Source organism: Pseudomonas sp. 58 R 3 (genome assembly GCF_900006605.1).
GTDB classification, from domain to species: domain Bacteria; phylum Pseudomonadota; class Gammaproteobacteria; order Pseudomonadales; family Pseudomonadaceae; genus Aquipseudomonas; species Aquipseudomonas salomonii.
On sequence record NZ_CVTT01000061.1, the window covers coordinates 75,496 to 93,758 of the forward strand.

Annotated in this window: 18 protein-coding genes; 13 read left to right on the top strand and 5 right to left on the bottom strand. The window is 62.2% G+C overall.

The features are described 5' to 3' along the window. Nucleotides 1-27: 27 nt before the first annotated feature. Genes cobJ through cobG form a run of 4 tightly spaced genes read right to left on the bottom strand, consistent with a single transcriptional unit; the run spans nucleotide 28 to nucleotide 4,361 of the window. Nucleotides 28-1,665, bottom strand: a complete 1,638-nt coding sequence (gene cobJ, locus BFP92_RS18800; protein WP_065930617.1) for a precorrin-3B C(17)-methyltransferase — start codon at nucleotides 1,663-1,665, stop codon at nucleotides 28-30. Then, the gene (locus tag BFP92_RS18805; RefSeq protein WP_065930618.1) at nucleotides 1,665-2,396 is read right to left on the bottom strand and encodes a precorrin-2 C(20)-methyltransferase; all 732 of its coding nucleotides are present in this window, start codon (nucleotides 2,394-2,396) and stop codon (nucleotides 1,665-1,667) included. Before BFP92_RS18805 ends, cobJ begins: the two co-directional genes overlap by 1 nt. Then, nucleotides 2,396-3,022, bottom strand: coding sequence for a precorrin-8X methylmutase (locus BFP92_RS18810; protein WP_065930619.1), 627 nt, complete (start codon nucleotides 3,020-3,022; stop codon nucleotides 2,396-2,398). Before BFP92_RS18810 ends, BFP92_RS18805 begins: the two co-directional genes overlap by 1 nt. Next, nucleotides 3,015-4,361, bottom strand: a complete 1,347-nt coding sequence (gene cobG / locus BFP92_RS18815) for a precorrin-3B synthase (RefSeq protein ID WP_065930620.1) — start codon at nucleotides 4,359-4,361, stop codon at nucleotides 3,015-3,017. Before cobG ends, BFP92_RS18810 begins: the two co-directional genes overlap by 8 nt. A gap of 38 nt (nucleotides 4,362-4,399) precedes the next feature. On the opposite strand from cobG, the gene BFP92_RS18820 reads away from it, so the two are divergent. From BFP92_RS18820 to BFP92_RS18835, 4 genes are all read left to right on the top strand, one after another. Beyond that, nucleotides 4,400-5,605, top strand: a complete 1,206-nt coding sequence (locus BFP92_RS18820; protein WP_065930621.1) for a bifunctional cobalt-precorrin-7 (C(5))-methyltransferase/cobalt-precorrin-6B (C(15))-methyltransferase — start codon at nucleotides 4,400-4,402, stop codon at nucleotides 5,603-5,605. Next, nucleotides 5,602-6,327, top strand: a complete 726-nt coding sequence (locus BFP92_RS18825; protein WP_065930622.1) for a cobalt-precorrin-6A reductase — start codon at nucleotides 5,602-5,604, stop codon at nucleotides 6,325-6,327. Before BFP92_RS18820 ends, BFP92_RS18825 begins: the two co-directional genes overlap by 4 nt. 126 nt (nucleotides 6,328-6,453) lie before the next feature. After that, nucleotides 6,454-6,732 (top strand): hypothetical protein, encoded by a 279-nt coding sequence (locus tag BFP92_RS18830; RefSeq protein WP_065930623.1) that lies wholly within the window; start codon nucleotides 6,454-6,456, stop codon nucleotides 6,730-6,732. Next, nucleotides 6,729-7,217, top strand: a complete 489-nt coding sequence (locus BFP92_RS18835) for a PIN domain-containing protein (protein WP_065930624.1) — start codon at nucleotides 6,729-6,731, stop codon at nucleotides 7,215-7,217. Before BFP92_RS18830 ends, BFP92_RS18835 begins: the two co-directional genes overlap by 4 nt. Before the next feature lie 55 nt (nucleotides 7,218-7,272). Here the strand turns inward: BFP92_RS18835 and BFP92_RS18840 are convergent, their stop codons facing one another. Then, nucleotides 7,273-7,524 (bottom strand): DUF6124 family protein, encoded by a 252-nt coding sequence (locus tag BFP92_RS18840; protein WP_065930625.1) that lies wholly within the window; start codon nucleotides 7,522-7,524, stop codon nucleotides 7,273-7,275. Nucleotides 7,525-8,204: 680 nt separating this feature from the next. On the opposite strand from BFP92_RS18840, the gene BFP92_RS18845 reads away from it, so the two are divergent. The 9 genes from BFP92_RS18845 (at nucleotide 8,205) to BFP92_RS18885 (ending at nucleotide 18,262) form a co-directional block, all read left to right on the top strand. Then, nucleotides 8,205-8,600, top strand: a complete 396-nt coding sequence (locus BFP92_RS18845; RefSeq protein ID WP_065930626.1) for a DUF2946 domain-containing protein — start codon at nucleotides 8,205-8,207, stop codon at nucleotides 8,598-8,600. A gap of 46 nt (nucleotides 8,601-8,646) precedes the next feature. Then, nucleotides 8,647-9,129, top strand: a complete 483-nt coding sequence (locus BFP92_RS18850) for a copper chaperone PCu(A)C (RefSeq protein WP_065930627.1) — start codon at nucleotides 8,647-8,649, stop codon at nucleotides 9,127-9,129. Between the two features lie 10 nt (nucleotides 9,130-9,139). Further along, nucleotides 9,140-9,550 carry a DUF2946 domain-containing protein gene (locus BFP92_RS18855; RefSeq protein ID WP_065930628.1) on the top strand — a complete coding sequence of 137 codons (411 nt, stop codon included), beginning with the start codon at nucleotides 9,140-9,142 and terminating at the stop codon, nucleotides 9,548-9,550. 93 nt (nucleotides 9,551-9,643) lie between these two features. Continuing rightward, nucleotides 9,644-11,704, top strand: a complete 2,061-nt coding sequence (locus BFP92_RS18860; protein ID WP_065930629.1) for a TonB-dependent copper receptor — start codon at nucleotides 9,644-9,646, stop codon at nucleotides 11,702-11,704. A gap of 121 nt (nucleotides 11,705-11,825) precedes the next feature. Further along, nucleotides 11,826-13,208 carry a PepSY-associated TM helix domain-containing protein gene (locus BFP92_RS18865; protein WP_065930920.1) on the top strand — a complete coding sequence of 461 codons (1,383 nt, stop codon included), beginning with the start codon at nucleotides 11,826-11,828 and terminating at the stop codon, nucleotides 13,206-13,208. Between the two features lie 153 nt (nucleotides 13,209-13,361). After that, complete coding sequence (locus BFP92_RS18870) at nucleotides 13,362-15,470, top strand: TonB-dependent receptor (protein ID WP_065930630.1); 2,109 nt, start codon at nucleotides 13,362-13,364, stop codon at nucleotides 15,468-15,470. A gap of 52 nt (nucleotides 15,471-15,522) precedes the next feature. After that, nucleotides 15,523-16,311: an ABC transporter ATP-binding protein gene (locus BFP92_RS18875; protein ID WP_065930631.1), complete on the top strand. Its 789-nt coding sequence runs from the start codon at nucleotides 15,523-15,525 to the stop codon at nucleotides 16,309-16,311. Next, nucleotides 16,308-17,255 (top strand): ABC transporter substrate-binding protein, encoded by a 948-nt coding sequence (locus BFP92_RS18880; protein WP_065930632.1) that lies wholly within the window; start codon nucleotides 16,308-16,310, stop codon nucleotides 17,253-17,255. Before BFP92_RS18875 ends, BFP92_RS18880 begins: the two co-directional genes overlap by 4 nt. Then, nucleotides 17,252-18,262 (top strand): FecCD family ABC transporter permease, encoded by a 1,011-nt coding sequence (locus BFP92_RS18885; protein ID WP_065930633.1) that lies wholly within the window; start codon nucleotides 17,252-17,254, stop codon nucleotides 18,260-18,262. Before BFP92_RS18880 ends, BFP92_RS18885 begins: the two co-directional genes overlap by 4 nt. Nucleotide 18,263: the final 1 nt, after the last annotated feature.

Below are 18,263 nucleotides of genomic sequence, written 5' to 3' on the forward strand. Positions count from 1 at the left end.
AGCTTTCTTACCTGTCGCGGGCTGTTTTCAGGACGCCGGTTTCTCGCCGTACCAGCGCGGCGTGTACACCCATTCGCCGCCACCGGTGCGGGGGAATACGCAGGTGGTGGACGAGCCGATCAGCACCATGGTGCGCATATCCACTTGCTCAGGCGTCAACTGCCCCAGCGTAGTGACACGCAGGGTCTGGCCCGGGCGGCCAATATCACGTCCCAGCACCACCGGTGTTTCGGGCGTGCGGTGCAACGCGACGATTTCCAGGGCGCGCCCCAATTGCCACGGCCGCGAACGCGAGATCGGGTTGTAGAACGCTAGCGCCAGGTCGGCCTGGGACGCGAGGTCCAGGCGTTTTTCAATGATCGACCAGGGCTTGAGGTTGTCCGACAGCGACATCACACAGAAGTCATGCCCCAATGGCGCACCCGCCTGCGCGGCCGTGGCCAGCGAGGCTGAGACGCCCGGCAGGATCTCCAGTTCGACCTGATGCCAGGCCGGGTCGCTGGATTCATGCAAGGCCTCAAGCACCGCCGCCGCCATGGCAAATACGCCAGGGTCGCCAGACGACACCACCACCACCGAACGGCCCTGGGCGGCCAACTCGAAGGCATGGCGAGCGCGCTGCATTTCTTCGCGGTTGTCGGTGCAGTGTTGCACCTGATCGTCGCGGAACGGCCCGGCCATGCGCACATAGGTTTCGTAACCCAGCACATCGGTGCAACGCGCCAGCTCGGCCTTCACCGCCGGCACCATCAACTCGGCCGCGCCAGGGCCCAGGCCGATCACGGCAAGGCGGCCACGGGCACGGCCGACGTGCGACAGGTCCAGCGGTTGCTCTGCCACGGTGATCACGATGTCCGCGTCTTGCGCCACCTGTGCAAAACGCAACGGCACACCCAGCGCCAATGCAGCTTGCTGCAACGAGGCGTCGGCCATCTGCGTGTCGCTGGCCAACAGGCAGGCCAGGGATTGCACGGCGATGCCCGCGTCATGCAAAGCCGCTCGTACCCGCCCAGCCAAATCCACCCCTGGCTTACAGGTGACACACACCGTCTTCGGATAAATCAGCAATTCATTGGCTGCCGGCATGCGCTCGGCACTGCCCACGTGAATCGCCAGACGTGCATGCTGATCCTGCGGCAAATTCGCCTGGTCCAGCCAAGGCGCCACACCTTCGATGCGCACGCTTTCGCCGGCCAGCAGGTCCGAGACAAACCGCTTGCCCAGTTCCAGGTCCGCCAACGCATAACCCGCAGGCGGGTTGAGCAGGCAAGTGCCAAAACGCAGCTCGCCGCTGGTGGTGATCGCCGCAGCGACGCCCAGTGCCGCGCCAATCTCTCGCGCCATCAGGTTCACACCGCCCAGGCCGCCGAGCAACGGCACCACGGCGCTGCCATCTTCAGCCACGGCCAACACGGCGGGCTCTTCGCCTTTTTCCAGCAGCAGCGGCGCCAGCGTGCGGATCACGATACCCGCAGCACACAGGGCAATCAGGGGCGTGCCTTGTTGGTAAAGCTGACGCAGGGTCGCGCCGAATTCACTGTAAGCCTGGTCCGCCCCTTCAACCCGCCCGGCCAAGCCGTGGATCAGCGCGCCAGGGTAAACCTGCGCGATCTTGCGCGCCGTCGCCAGGCTGCCCTGGCCGAGAATCACAATCGCCGGACGCATCAACCTTGCCACCTTTCGCCCGGCACGATGATCAGCGAGAAGTACGGCGAAGACGCCGGGTCGACCTGATCCAGCGGCACTATTTTCTGATTAGCCATGGTTGCACGCTCAACGTAGAGCGCACGTTCGGCCAAGCCGAGCTCTTGCAGCACCTGGCGCACCTTGGGGAAATTACGCCCCAGCTTCATGATCACCGCCGCATCGGCATCCGCCAGCCGACGTTTGAGGTCGTCGTGGGGCAGCACGCCGGAGAGCACCGACAAACTCTGATTGCGATACACCAGCGGCGCGCCGAGCACCGAGGCGCCACCGAGCATTGAGCAGACGCCGGGGATAACCTCGGCTTCATAGCGCTCGGCCAAACGGTCGTGCAGGTACATGTAGGAGCCGTAGAAGAACGGATCGCCTTCGCAGATCACCGCCACATCACGGCCAGCGTCCAGGTGCGCGGCCACGTCGAGGCTGGCGTTGTCGTAGAAGTCGCTGATGATCTGCTCGTAAGACATCGGTGCCGGCAGCACTTCGGTGGTTACCGGGTACACCAGCGGCATCAAGGTCTGCTGTGCCACCAAGTGGTCTTCGATAATGCCGAAAGCATTGCCTTTCTTGCCCTTGGCCACGAAATACGCCACCACCGGCGACTCGCGCAGCAGGCGCAGTGCCTTGAGGGTGATCAGTTCGGGGTCACCGGGACCAACGCCCAGACCAATCAAACGTCCGCGTGCCGGCATTATTCGACCTCCGTGGCCAAGGCGTTGACTGCTGCGGCGGCCATCGCACTGCCGCCCAGGCGGCCTTGCATAATCACAAACGGCACGCCACGGCTGTCGGCCGCCAGCATCGCCTTGGATTCAGCGGCGCCGACAAAGCCCACCGGAAAACCGAGGATCAACGCAGGTTTCGGCGCGCCGGCGTCGAGCATTTCCAGCAGGTAGAACAGCGCGGTCGGTGCGTTGCCGATCACCACCACGCTGCCTTCCAGGTGCGGACGCCACAGTTCCAGCGCGGCAGCCGAACGGGTGTTGCCCAGCTCCCGCGCCAGCGCCGGCACGCTGTCGTCGCGCAAGGTGCAGATCACCGGGTTATTGGCCGGCAGGCGCGCGCGGGTCACGCCTTCGGAGACCATGCGCGCATCACACAAAATCGGCGCGCCGGCCGCCAGCGCATCGCGCCCGGCCTTGCCTGCGCCTTCGGAGAACTGCAGGCCGTCGATGGCGTCGACCATGCCGCAGGCATGAATCACCCGCACCGCGAGTTTTTCCAAGTCGGCCGGGATGCGCTCCAACCTGGCTTCCGCGCGAATAATGGCGAAGGAGTTGCGATAGATCTCCTGACCGTCGCGGATGTAATCAATCATCGGTGTTGCTCCGTGTGCGGCCGCGTAACAGGGCGCCCGCCGCTTCAATGGAAAGAGTGCGTGCGTGCAGCCGGCCGAAACCGGGTTGGGCTGCCTCGCGAAAATAGACGTCGTAGTGGCCGGGGCTTACCGCCAGCAAGGTGACCGGCGCGGTGTGTGCGGCGGCGCAGGAGCGTGGGCAGCCGGACAGGTGCACCTCGGCGCCAGGTTGCAGCGCGGCCAGTTGCAGGGCATCGGCCTTGGTGTCGGCCAGGCCTTTGCCGCAGCCGCTTGAGCCGGTGCAGGCGATCATGCGTGCCAGCGGTTGGTCGACTGAACAGAGGAAGCCCAATTGCTCCAACCTTTCTGTCACGGCGCCATGGTTGTTAAGGTTGGGCAGCAGTACGCCCTGCCACGGCGTGAAACGCAACGTGCCGTCGCCAAACTCACTGGCCAACTGCGCGGCGCCTCTAAGCATGCTCGAGTCCAGACGCCCCAGCGGCGCAACGGCGGCGACGTAGAACAGGTTTTTTTGCCGCTGTGGATAAGTGCCCAGGTGCAACAAAGCCCCGCTGGCCGGGCGCTTGAGCCCACCCACCGGCAGTAACGGCAGGCTCAGATGGGCCAGTAAGTTATCCACAGCCAGATGACGCATGCGGGTTTGCGTCGGGGTCGCCAGGTCGAGAAACGCTTCCAGCACGGCCACGACCAGGGCATGGCCTTGCTCCAGCCGCACAGCGGCCAAGGGTGCATCCAAGCCTGGGCAACCGGCCAGGCCGAAGGCCAAAAGTGTCTCGCCCGCCTGCTCAAACGCCGACAGCCACAGATCATGGTGATGCTCGAGCATCGCCAGGGCTTCACCGCCATCGAGTTGCACGGCGAATTTGGGCGACAGTTCATGGAAACGTGGATGATTTTGCAGGGTGGCGAGGACCTGATCCGCCAGTGGGCGGGTGTCGAACAGCATCTGCGGGTCTATACCGGCGCTTGGGCTGAGCATCAGGTTGCGCACATCGTCGCCGGCGGCGTTGCTGGGGCCAAGCCCTGTGGCCAGCAGCATCGCGATCAATGCATCCTCCTCGGCGCCAATCCCGCGAATCTGCAGGTTGGCGCGGTTCGTGGCTTCGATCACCCCGCCCGCATAGGCCTGCGCCGCGTCCGCCACCGCAATCGCCTGGGCGGCGGTGATAGAACCGCCGGCCAATTTGATCCGGCAAATCCCGCCATCCAGCGCCTGGACGATACGCAGCAACCCCGGACAAGCCGAGGGGCGCATGGTATTCAGAGCAGGCGTTGGGTTCACGGGGCTACCGGTTGACGGGTAAAGGCGCGGTATTATGCCTGCTTTGTCCGGCGGCATGAAAAGCCTGCCCGTCGGATGTCGTTCAAGGAATTCTTATGTCGCCCTGGCTGACGGTTGTAGGCATCGGTGAAGACGGCTTCAAGGGGCTGGGCAGAAACGCCCGGCATGCCCTGTTGCGCGCCACCCGGATTATAGGCGGCCAGCGCCAGTTGGACCTGCTGCCGGTGTGTATTGGTGGCGAGCGCCAGCTATGGCCAAGCCCGTTTTCCCTGGAGTCGGTGCTGGCACGTCGCGGCGAGCCGGTGTGCGTGCTGGCCAGCGGCGACCCGATGTTCTATGGCGTAGGTGCCAGCCTGGCGCGACAGGTGGCCGCTGAGGAATTGCTGATTTTACCGGCGCCGTCCTCCGTGTCGTTGGCCGCGGCGCGTTTGGGCTGGCCGTTGCAGGAGGTGGTGACCTTATCCGTGGTGGCGCGGCCATTGGCGGCAATTAATGCGCACCTGGCCAGTGGCGTGCGGTTGCTGGTGTTGAGTAATGATGGGCGCAGCCCTGCCGCGATTGCCACGCTGTTAACCGAGTCCGGCTTCGGGCGCAGCCGGCTGAGCGTGTTTGAACACTTGGGCGGCGCAACCGAACAGCGCCTCGACGGGCTGGCTGCTGATTGGCCACACGCCTCGGTTGCGGACTTGAATCTGGTTGCCATCGACTGCCTGGCCGACGCCAACACCCCGCGCCTGTCACGCCTCGCCGGGCTGCCGGACTCGGCCTTCAACCACGACGGTCAACTGACCAAGCGCGATGTACGCGCCATGACCCTCGCCCGCCTCGCGCCGATGCCCGGTGAATTGCTCTGGGACGTGGGCGCGGGCAGCGGCTCCATCGGCATCGAGTGGATGCGCGCGCATCCGAGTTGTCGCGCACTGGCGATTGAAGCCGACGCAGGTCGCCAAGGGCTGATCGAATATAACCGCGATGCCCTCGGCGTGCCCGGCCTGCAACTGGTTCGCGGCAAGGCGCCTGAGGCGTTACTCGGCCTGGAAGCACCGGACGCTATTTTTATCGGCGGCGGCGTCACCCGCGACGGCGTGCTCGACACCTGTTGGCAACACCTGCGTCCCGGTGGGCGTTTGGTCGCCAATGCGGTGACCCTGCAAAGCGAAATGACCTTGATGGCGTGGCGCGCGCAACACGGCGGCGAGCTTACGCGCATCCATGTGGCCCAGGCCCAGCCGCTGGGTGAGTTCGACACCTGGCGCCAGGCGCTGCCGATCACCTTGCTGGACGTGGTCAAGCCGCTATGAAACGCATCCTGTTGTTGGGCGGCGTCACCGAAGCGCTGGCCATCGCCCGCACGCTGGGGCCGGAACATATCTATAGCCTGGCTGGGGTTGGGCGCGTGCCCACTGACCTCACCTGCCAAGTTCGTGTAGGTGGGTACGGCGGGCATGCAGGCTTGGCGCAATTTGTTCGCGATGAGCAGATCAGTCTGATCCTCGACGCGACCCACCCTTACGCGGCGCAGATCAGCCAGAACGCGGCCACGGCGGCAACAGTGTGCGGCATTCCCTGCTGGGCGTTGCGGCGCCCGGCGTGGCAGCCGCAGGCGGGTGATGACTGGCGCGAGGTGGGAGATTGGGCTGAACTGATCGAAGCCTTGAAGCCCTTCAAACGTCCGTTGTTCACCTTGGGGCGCGAGCCCTTGCAGCACCTCGACGAAATCCCCGCCGACCAGTTCTGGACGCTGCGCGCACTGGATGTGTATCCGGGCAATGAGCGCTGTGAAGTCATCGGCGCGCGTGGGCCGTTTCTGATTGAGGACGAGCGCGCGCTGTTTGAACGGCGTGGGATTGATGTGTTGATCAGCAAGAACAGCGGCAGTGCGGCGACCGAGCCGAAGCTGGAGGTGGCACGCGAGCGTGGCGTGCCGGTGTTGGTGTTGAAGCGGCCGGTGTTGGCGGGGGTGGATAGAGAGCTTTTGACGCCCGCAGAAACAATCGATTCATTGGCAGATTTCATTCGATAGATCAGGATCATTCGCAGCCTCTGGCAATTCTATTTGTTACCTCAAGGGACGGCGATGAACCAACAACACGAAGTGCTACACTCCAAGAATAATTCAAGCCAGACTCAATTATATTCAGGAGCTGACATGATAGAAGTTAAAGAGGCCGTACAAGTCGCCAAGGCGGCAGCAAACGACTTCCTCGGGCAAGAAACGGAATTGCAAGACCTCATGCTTGAGGAAGTCGAGCTAAATTCAAGCGGTAAAACATGGGTAATCACGTTGGGCTTTAATGTTCCAACCCCTGATAAATATGAAAGGTTAGGCGCGTCCTTAGCCGGACGAATGCAGACAAGGAAATACAAAACATTCATCATTGACGCGGAGACAGGTGAGTTTCGCTCCATGAAGATCCGCGAAGTATGATAGATGCCTATATCAAGCAGTACCGAAGAAAGGGAATCATAGTCGACACCAACTTGCTACTCCTGGCACTGATAGGTGGAACGCCCAGCGTTGTAGAGTTCAAGAGAACCCGGGGCTATACCAATGAAGACTACCGCCTTTTGCTCACAATGATTGATCAGTTCGAAAAACTTGTTTCCACGCCTCACATTCTCGCAGAAGTCAGCAACCTGACAAATGGATTGTACGGGAGAAAGTTGCACGATGTTTACGCGACATTAAAAAGTTCACTTTCAACAATTATTGAAATTCACACCCCAGCCTTGGACATAAGTCGCGATTATGAGCTGTCGCCCTACGGCCTTACTGACGTCGGAATTATCGCACTCGCTAAAGATAACTATCTAGTTTTGACTGATGACCTTAGAGTCGCCGGCTTTGCTCACCAACAGTGCGTCGATGTTGTGAATTTCAACCATATACGGGAAGCAAGTTGGGAGTTCTAAACCAATAGACGATCGGTCCCACGCACGAGCGCAGGAACGATCGGTCATAGGACTGTTAACTACTCGCGACTGTCGGCCGCCTTGCACCTTCCTGCACCCGGTCAGCCAGCAACTGCGCCAGCTCAATCAACTGCGCAACGCCCAGCAACTCCTCTCGCTTCGGGCCATCCAGGTCAAACGCAAGGTCGCAACTCAGCGCATTGGCCGAGGCGAGTGTTTCGCTGAGGTTGACCAGCAGGTCTTCGGTGCTGATTCCGTCGGCTACGGTGAATAGGCAAATGGGGGGATTGGGGGTGGGTTTGATCATTGTGAAGCTCCGGAGAAGTAAAAAGGAGCTGCCACTGATCGCCGCGACGCGATGGGGGTGGCAGCTGTACGCAGGTTCGCGGACCGATTCTCCGAAACAACCGGCATACCCTAAGGTATCCCGCGCACAGCCGCCATAGCGCCGCACAGTAGACGATAAAAAAGCGCCAACTGAAAGGAGACGATGACGCTTTTGCGTCTGGAGAAATCCGGGCCGCGACGCCCGACCACTGAGTTTGCAGCGGCGTACACAGACTAGAGTTCCACCTTCCTAGGGACAACCTTAAATCCCTGTCGGACGTTTCCGTAGACGACCACTACACTTAGGTTATGTAGAGGCTCAACTAGAAGCGGCCTACATGAGCAGGGCATTGCTCGTGCAACCAGCAAGTTCAACACCCATAGCCAAACACACACCAAACTGTGGGAGCTGGCTTGCCTGCGATAGCATCACCTCGGTACTGCTGGAAAACCGAGTTGTCCGCATCGCATGCAAGCCAGCTCCCACAGGGTTCAGCGTCACGCTGGAGATCGCGACCCGTCGGTAAAATTGGCAATCCGTGGTTCCCGGCTATCATGAAGGCAACCACTGCGACACCAAACCACACCGCCGCTTTTTACTTATGCCCCCCGATCAGGCTAAATACCCACCTGATCGCTTAACCCTACGGATTGTCCGCCATGGCCCGTCAACGCTTTGCAATTGTGTGGATCGCCTGCTTTGCAGTGCTGTTCAACGCCTTTGCCATGCCGATGGCCAGCGCGATGCAACAGTCACAAGACCCCGTGCAGCAATTGCTGTGGGGCAGTTTCTGTTCCTCCAATGGCGCCAGCCTCAAGACCATTGCCCTGGGCACGTTGGACATTCCATCGCCGCCCCAGGAAGATCATTCCGCCATGCAGCATTGCTGGTGTTGCTCGGGCTCACCGCCATTAGTGGCGTTGCCGGGGCATGTGCCGCAGCTGTATGTCACGCGTTTTGATGCGGTGCCGGGCCTGTCACCGCCCGCACTGCAAGCCCCGACCCCGCGCCAGCAATGGCCTAGCCTTAACCCCCGCGCCTCTCCAACGGTTTGATTCGTTCGCAAGTGAACTGCGTTTAGAACCGTTCTGGAGAACTGCCATGCTTAAATCTTCCCTGCTGCTGGCTGCGTTGTTGCTGCCAGTGTTCAGTGCTGCCAATGCCGATGACTACAAGGCCGGCGACCTGCTGGTCAGCGATCCCTGGTCCCAGGAATTGCCGCCAAATGCGCCGACAGTCGCCGCCTATTTTGTGATTCATAACCAGGGCGAAAGCGCTGATCGCTTGCTTAGAGTCGACACGCCTGTGGCGGCCAAAGCCGAGCTGCATGAGCATGTGATGCAGGGCGACTTGATGAAGATGCAACAAGTGCCCAGCGTCGCCGTACCGGCCAAGGGTGATCTGACCTTCGCACCAATGGCCTACCACGTGATGCTGCTGGGCCTGAAAGACCGCAGCCAACTGCGCGACGGCCAACACTTCCCACTCACCCTGAACTTCGAAAAAGCCGGTCCGGTGCAGGTTGAAGTCTCGGTACAAAAAGCGCCGCCGATGGCCGGCCACGAGCATATGCACGCCCAATAGGCCAACGTAGATGGGCGCCCCTCGCGCCAGGTTGTCGCCACACCGCCGCAGGCCCATGAGCCTGACGCGCGGCAGTTGGATCAGCCTGTTCGCCATGCTGATGATCTTTATCGGTCCGCTGATTTCCCAAGCGATGCCGATGGACCATCACGCCGGTATGTCGATGGAAATGTCCATGGACATGCCGTCAAGCGGCCATGGCGAACACCAGCAAGCCCCCAGCGAACACCACGCCCTCTGGGCAAAGTGCGGTTATTGCGACCTGCTCTTCAGTTGCCCGGCCCTGCCCGGCAGCGTGTCCTATGCCAGCCTCGGCACACCGCCACCGGCTAATGCCCTGACGCCCGCCACTCGCCTTAGCCACGCCCGGCAGAGCATCTTCCCCGGCGCCCGCAGCCGCGCTCCGCCCATCGCTTCGTAAGCACTTCACAGCATCACTTCACACCGGCCGACTTTAGACAGACAGCCGCAGGCTGCTGGCCGTGTTGTTTACGATTGATTGATGGAATTTGTCATGTCCAGGTTTTCTGCTGACTCCCGTTTGGGATGTACTCCCGTTCTCGCCGTTCTGTGTGGCGCGCTGTTGGCACCACACGCCCAGGCTGAGGATCACGAACTGAGCCCCACGGTAATCACCGCGATCGCCCCCAGCTCGCCGCTGACCGTTGTCACCAACCCCAAAGACCCACGCCAACCGGTGCCCGCCAGCGACGGCGGCGACTACCTCAAGACCATCCCCGGCTTCGCGTTGGTGCGCAACGGCGGCACCAATGGCGACCCGGTGCTGCGCGGCATGTTCGGTTCGCGCCTGAATATCCTCACCAACGGCGGCATGATGCTCGGCGCCTGCCCAGGGCGAATGGACGCGCCTACCTCGTATATCTCGCCGGAAACCTACGACAAGCTCACCGTGATCAAAGGCCCGCAAACCGTGCTCTGGGGGCCTGGCGCGTCGGCCGGTACCATCCTGTTCGAGCGTGAGCCCGAGCACTTCGGCGAGCTGGGCACGCGGGTCAACGCCAGTGTGCTGGCCGGCTCCAACGGGCGCTTCGACAAGGTGGTCGATGCCGCCGCCGGAGGGCCTTTGGGCTATGTGCGGGTGATCGGCAACCAGGCCCACGCCGATGACTACAAGGACGGCAATAACGACACCGTCGCCTCGCGCTACGACAAGTGGAATGGCGACGTGGCCGTCGGTTTTACCCCCGACGCCGACACCTTGCTGGAGCTCACCGCCGGCCGTGGCGATGGCGAAGCGCGCTACGCCGGGCGCGGCATGGACGGTTCGCAGTTTCTGCGCGAAAGCCTGGGGCTGCGGTTTGAAAAATCCAATATCGGTGAGGTACTGGATAAGGTCCAAGCGCAGGTCTACTACAACTACGCCGACCATGTGATGGACAACTACAGCCTGCGCACGCCGTCGGGCACCGGCATGATGGCCGGGCCGATGGCTTCCAACGTCGACCGCCGCACCCTTGGCGCACGCATCAAGGCGACCTGGCGCTGGGCCGATGTGCAACTGATCAGCGGCCTGGACGCGCAGACCAACGAGCATCGCCAGCGCAGCAGCATGGGCATCGACACCTACAAGGATCTGCCACGGGTCAAGGACGCCAACTTCCACAATTACGGGGTGTTCAGCGAACTGACCTGGTACGCCGCCGAGCGTGATCGGCTGATCACCGGCGCCCGCCTGGACCGCGCCTCGGCCAAGGATTTTCGCCAGCGCACGGGCTCGGGAATGATGTCGCGCCCCAACCCGACCGCCAACGACACCCGCGCCGACACGTTGCCCTCGGGCTTTGTGCGTTATGAGCATGACCTGGCCGACACGCCCGCCACGGTCTACGCAGGGCTCGGCCATTCGGAGCGTTTTCCGGATTACTGGGAGCTGTTTTCGCCCAACACCGGCGCGGTGGGTTCGGTGAATGCCTTTGACGGCGTAAAGCCGGAGAAAACCACCCAACTCGACGTCGGCGCGCAGTACAAAACCGCCGACCTGGAAGCCTGGGCCTCGGGTTATATCGGCCGGGTGCAGGACTTTATCCTGTTCGACTACAAGCCCGGCATGATGGGCACCACCTCCCAGGCGCGCAACGTTGACGCGCGCATCATGGGCGGTGAATTGGGCGCGGCGTACAAGCTGACCCAGCACTGGAAAGCCGACGCCAGCCTCGCCTACGCCTGGGGCAAGAACACCAGCGACGGCAAGGCACTGCCGCAAATGCCACCGCTGGACGCGCGTTTGGGCCTCACCTACAGCCAGGACGACTGGAGCGCCGGCGCCTTGTGGCGTGTGGTCGCGGCGCAAAACCGCATCGACCAGAACAAGGGCAACGTGGTCGGCAAAGACTTCGACAAAAGCAGCGGTTTTGGCGTGTTCTCGCTGAACGCGGCGTACCGCATCAATAAAAACTTCAAGGTCAGCACCGGCGTCGACAACCTGTTCGGCAAAGCCTATGCCGAGCATCTGAACCTGGCCGGTAACGCAGGCTTCGGCTACCCGGCCAACGACCCGCAAGCCATCAAGGAGCCGGGGCGTACGCTCTGGACCAAAGTCGACATGAGCTTCTAAAAAGCATCGCAGCCAAGCCAGCTCCCACACTTGGAATGCATTCATTCCCCTGTGGGAGCTGGCTTGCCTGCGATAGCGGTGTAACCAACACAAAAAATTGAAAGCCTTGCGGAGCCTAATGATGACCACCCAAAAAATTTCCTTCTACAACCTGGCCTGGCGCTGGCACTTCTACGCCGGCCTCTTCGTCGCCCCGTTCATGGTGCTGCTGGCCCTCACCGGCATCATCTATCTGTTCAAACCCCAGCTCGACCCGCTGATGTACGGCAACCTGCTCAAGGTGCAAAGCGCCGAGCACGCCCTGAGCGCCGACGAACAACTGCAACGCGCCCAGGCAGCCTTGCCCCAAGGCAAAATCAGCAAATACCTGCCACCCGCCGACGCCACCAGCAGCGCGCAATTCGTGATGCACAACGATGGCCGCGAAGTGACAGTATTCGTCGACCCGTATCGCGGCACCGTCCTCGGTGAACAGGATGCCCAATACAACCTGCAAGCCATCGCCCGCGCACTGCATGGCGAGCTGATGATCGGCACCGTGGGTGATCGCCTGGTGGAACTCGCCGCCGGTTGGGGCGTGATGCTGGTGGTATCCGGCGTGTACCTGTGGTGGCCACGCGGCAAGTCTTCGGCCGGGGTGTTGTGGCCACGGTTCAACAGCCGCGGCCGAGTGTTCTGGCGCGATATGCATGCGGTCGCCGGTTTCTGGGGCGCGGCCTTTTTGCTGGTGATGCTGCTCAGCGGCATGACCTGGACCGGCTTCTGGGGCAAGCAATACGCCGAGCTGTGGAATAAGTTTCCGGCGGCAATGTGGAACAACGTGCCGCAGTCCGACCAGCAAGCGCGCAGCCTCAATACGGCCAGCCGGCAGACCGTGCCGTGGGCGATGGAAAACACGCCGATGCCGATGTCCGGCGACCACGCCGAGCATATGAATCACGGCGCCATGCATTCAGTTCCTGCCGCGCCGACGGTGCGCCTGCAACAAGTGGTCGACCTGGCCAACGCGCGCAAGGTCGAACCCGGCTATAGCATCACGTTCCCCACCACCGCCGAAGGCGTATTCACCGTCGCGGTGTTCGCCAACGACCCGCGCAACGATGCGACCCTGCATGTGGACCAGTACACCGGCAAAGTGCTGGCCGATGTACGTTGGGAACACTACAACCTCGTCGCACGCGCCACCGAAACCGGCGTGATGCTGCATGAGGGCAAGATGTTCGGCTGGGTCAATCAGCTGATCGTATTGGTGATCTGCCTGATGATTTTGCTCAGTGCGGTGAGTGGTGTGGTGATCTGGTGGAAGCGTCGGCCACAGGGTGGGCTGGGGGTTCCGCCGTTGCGCCATGACCTGCCCAAGTGGAAAACCGCGATGGTGATCATGCTCGCACTGGCGATTATTTTTCCGCTGGTGGGCGCGTCGCTGGTCGTGGTGTGGGCATTGGATCGTTTGGTGCTGGCGCGCCTTTTCAACCAACGTGAATCTGCCTCAGGTTCTGCATGAGGCAGGCGAGATGCCCACGGCAGAGGCCTCCTGTAGCCTTGCGCGACTTTTGTCGCGCAGCCAATAAGTGTTAACTTATAACACTTTCTGCGTTATCGTTGCTCGCCGCGCCCTGCGGCGAGCACACCCTTTCAAGAAGCGATTGATCGACCGATGAACAAGTACCTTGCGTGCGGCGTATGCCTGCTCGCCTTGCACAACACTGCCCAGGCGCTGACCCTGCCCGCCAGCCCCGTGACCGCGCCCGCCGTGGATGACGAGCGCGTCGACCTGAACACGCCGACCACCGCCGGTTCGCGCCTGAACCTCACCGCCTTGCAAACCCCAGGCAGTGTCGAGAGCCAAACCGGCGAGAAGATCCGCGAACGCGGTGACGCCAGTGTGCAGGACGCCATCTCCCGCGCAACCGGCATCAGCCGCACCGGTTCGCCGGGCGACGGCGGCACGTCGTTGCAGGCCCGTGGTTTCACCGGGCAGAGTTCGGTACTGCAGCTGTACGACGGGCAGCGCATGTTCGATGGCGCAGGCACCTCCACCTTCCCGGTGGATACCTGGTCGGTTGAGCGCGTGGATGTGCTGCGCGGCCCGGCCTCGGTGATGTACGGCCAGGGCGCCACCGGTGCGGTGATCAATACCATTGCGAAGAAGCCGTTCAGTGGCGAAATCGAAAACCATGTGCGCCTGGGCTATGGCTCCGATGACCGCCAGCAGCAAGCGCTGGACAGCGGCGGCTCGCTGACCGACACCCTGAGCTACCGCCTGAACATCAACCGCTTGCGCAGCAACGGCTTTATCGCGCGCGGCGATTCTTCCAGCGACTTCGTCAGCGGCGCCCTGCGCTGGCAGCCGGCCGACAACCTGAGCTTCACCCTGGCCCACGACTACGGCGACCAGAGCCCGCAGAACTATTACGGCACGCCGTTGATCAACGGCCAGTTACACAAAGGCCTGCGCGACAAGAACTACAACGTCAGCAACGACAAACAGCACTACAACGACCAGTGGACACGCCTGACCAGCGAGTGGCAGATCAACGACAACGTCACCGCCACCAACGAGCTGTCGTACCTGAAAAACCAGCGCCGCTGGCAGAACGCCGAAAGCTACAACTATGTGAATGGCGGCCTGGTGCGCCAGGATTACCTGGGCATCAAGCACAACCAGGAACAGGTCGGTGACCGCCAGACCTTCACCTTCAAACACACGCTGTTGGGCCTCGACAGCCAGACCGTGACGGGCGTCGAGTACAACCGCATTCGCTTCCGCCTGGCCAGCAATGCGCCGTTTAACGACGTGCCAGGCGGCGGCCAGCCGGTGGACATTCAGCATCCGGTGCCGCAACCGTTTGTGAGCGACAGCCCTTTTATGGCGCAGTCGGTCAGCACCACCAAACAACTCGCGGCCTTCGCCGAAAACCGCCTGCAACTGACCGATAAACTGTCGTTGATCACTGGCGCGCGCCGCGACTACCTGCACATCGATAGCAATGACCTGACAACCGCGAACCAAGACGCCGACAAGACCTTGACCGGCAACAACTGGAAAGCCGGCCTGGTCTACGCGATCACTCCGAACACCTCGGTTTACGGCCAGTACGCCACCAGCACCGATGGCGTTGGCAGCCTGATCAGCCTGAGCCCGAGCCAGCAGCAGTTTGGTTTGTCCACCGCCAAACAGGCCGAAATCGGCTTCAAGCAGGCGTTCTGGGACGCGCGTGGCGAATGGACCCTGGCGGCTTATCACATCGTCAAAAAGAAACTGCTGGTGAGCATCCCCGGCACCACCCTCAAGGAGCAAGTCGGCCAGCAATCCTCCAACGGCCTGGAAGCCAGCCTAGACCTGCAACTGCCCAACGCCTGGCAGCTGCAAGCCAATGCGGCCATTGTGCGGGCGCAGTACGACGACTTTTCCGAAGTGGTCAACGGCCAGGCTGTTTCCCGCGACGGCAACCGCCCGGTGGACGTGCCCAACCGCACCGCCAACCTGTGGTTGAGCAAGGCGTTGACCGATGACATTCGCGCCGGTGCCGGTGTGCGCTACGTCAGCGCCCGTTATGCCGACACCGCCAACAGCAGCGAAGTGCCGAGCTACACCGTGGCCGACGCCACCGTATCGTGGAAAGCCATGCGCAATACCACCCTGGGCCTTGAGCTGAACAACCTGTTCAACCGCACCTACGCCGTCAGCCAGTACAACAATGGTCAACAGTGGATACTGGGTGAGCCGCGTTCGTTCTTCGTCACGGCGGACTACACCTTCTAACTGAAACAGCCCGCTCCCACATTTTCGCTTTGCGTTGACCTTGAGAATATTGATGGCCTCACTCACCCTCACCGACCTTGGCTGGACTCCACCCGGCCACGACCACTGCAACCACCGCTTCCAGCTGCGGGATGCCGGCCTGCAGGTCGGCGCGGGGGAGTTTGTCGGGCTGATCGGCCCCAACGGCAGTGGCAAGACCAGCCTGTTGCGCTGCGCTTATCGCTTCAGCAAACCCGAACGCGGTGACGTGCTGCTCGAACACCAGAATATCTGGAAGCAAAGCGCCAAGTGGTGCGCACAACGCATCGCTGTGGTGCTGCAGGAATTCCCCGACACCTTCGGCCTGCGCGTGGACGAAGTGGTCGCCATGGGCCGCACACCCCACAAGGGGTTGTTCGACGGCGACACACTGCACGACCAGCATCTCATCCGGCAGGCACTGGAATCGGTCGGCATGCACGGCTTCGACGACCACGCGTTCGCCACGCTCTCGGGCGGCGAAAAACAGCGCGTGATCCTCGCCCGCGCCTTGGCGCAGCAGCCGCAACTGCTGATCCTCGATGAGCCGACCAACCACCTCGACCCGCGCTATCAGCTGGAGTTGCTGCGGCTGGTCAAGCGCTTGAACATTGGCACCCTGGCCAGCATTCACGACCTGAACCTGGCTGCGGCTTTCTGTGATCGTTTGTACGTGATCAACCACGGGCGCATTGTCGCCAGCGGCACGCCTCACCAAGTGCTGACCGCCGAGTTGCTGCGTGATGTCTTCGGCGTCGAAGCCTTGATCGACGCTCACCCATTGGCCGGCTACCCCCGAATCACCTGGATAACCCAACCATGATCCTGCGCGCCCTGTTGTCTCTCGCGTTGTTGCTCGGCACGGCCCAAGCGTTTGCCGATGCGACCCATTACCCGGTGACCGTCAAAAGCTGCAACCGCGACGTGACCTTCCAGGAAGCGCCGAAACACGCGGTCAGCCACGACATCAACATGACCCAGATGATGCTCGCCCTGGGCCTCAAGGATCACATGGCCGGCTACAGCGGCGTCACCGGTTGGAAGTCGGTCACGCCGCAAATGGCCGAAATCCTCGACGGCCTGCCGGAACTGGCGAGCAAGTACCCGTCGGTGGAAACCCTGCTCAACGCCAACGTGGATTTCTTCTTCGCCGGTTGGGATTACGGCATGCGCGTGGGCGGTGACCTTACGCCGCAAACCTTGCAGCCATTGGGCATCAACGTCTACGAGTTGACCGAGTCCTGCGCTTTCGTGATGAAGCGCCCGGCGGCGACCCTGGACGACACCTATAACGACCTGCGCAACCTGGGCAAGATCTTCGATGTGCAGGAGCGCGCCACGGCCTTGATCGCGCAGATGCAGGCGCAAGTGGCCGAGGTGCAACAGCACCTGCCCGCCGACAAGCCTCGGGTGTTCCTCTATGACAGCGGCGAAGACCGCGCCATGACCTCCGGCCGCCTGGGCATGCCGCAAGCACTGATCACCGCTGCCGGCGGGCGCAATATCCTCGATGACATCGACGCCAGCTGGACCCGCGTCAATTGGGAAACCGTGGTGGAGCGCAACCCGCAGGTGATCGTGATCGTCGATTACAGCGAAATCACCGCCGCGCAGAAAGAACAATTCCTGTTGGATAACCCTGCGTTGCAGTCGGTGGACGCCATCAAGAATCAGCGCTTTATCGTGATCCCGTATGTGCAGGCCACGCCGGGCATCGACAACGTGCTGGCGGTGGAAACCCTGGCCAAAGGGTTCCACGGCGAATGATCAGCCGCCGCTATGCCCTGCTGTTGAGTGCGCTTGGCGCGTTGTTGCTGGTCTCTTGCGTGATCTCGCTGGGGTTTGGCTCGGCGCGGGTGCCGGCGGACGTGGTGTGGCGGATTTTGCTCAACAAGGCCTTCGGCCTCGGCGAGGCCAACTGGAGCACTGGCCAGGAACATATCGTGTGGCTGATCCGCGTGCCGCGCATGTTGCTCGGTGCGCTGGTCGGCGCCGGGTTGGCATTGATCGGCGCCGTGTTGCAGGCGGTGACGCGCAACCCGCTGGCCGACCCGCACCTGCTCGGCGTGACCTCCGGCGCCACCCTGGGCGCGGTGATCGTGGTGCTGCATGTGGGTGAAATCGTCGGGCTGCTGACGCTGCCCATCGCAGCGTTTATCGGCGCCTTGCTGAGCATGCTGGTGGTGCTGGCGGTGGCCAGTCGTAACGGCCGCCTGGAAAGTGATCGCCTGCTGTTGTGCGGCGTAGCCGTGTCCTTCGTGATGATGGCAGCGGCCAACCTGCTGCTGTTCATGGGCGACCATCGCGCCGCCTCGGCGGTGATGTTCTGGATGCTGGGCGGTCTGGGCCTGGCGCGCTGGGAGCTGCTGGCGATCCCCACCGCAACCGTTTTTCTAGGTTTGCTGGTACTGGTGGGCATGGCGCGGCCGCTGAACGCGTTGATGGCCGGCGAACAGACCGCCGTGACCCTGGGCCTCAACGCACGCAATGTGCGCCTCAAAGTGTTTATGGTGGCGTCATTGATGACCGGCGTGCTGGTGTCCATCAGCGGTTCCATCGGCTTTGTCGGGCTGATGGTGCCGCATATTGCGCGGCGCCTTGTGGGGGCCGAACACCGGCGTTTATTGCCGGTGTGTGCACTGCTGGGTAGCCTGTTCCTGGTGTGGGTTGACGTCGCTGCGCGCACCCTGATCGCCCCCGAAGACTTGCCCATCGGCGTGGCCACGGCAGCGATTGGCGGGCTGTTTTTTATCGGGTTGATGCGCAAGCGCTAGA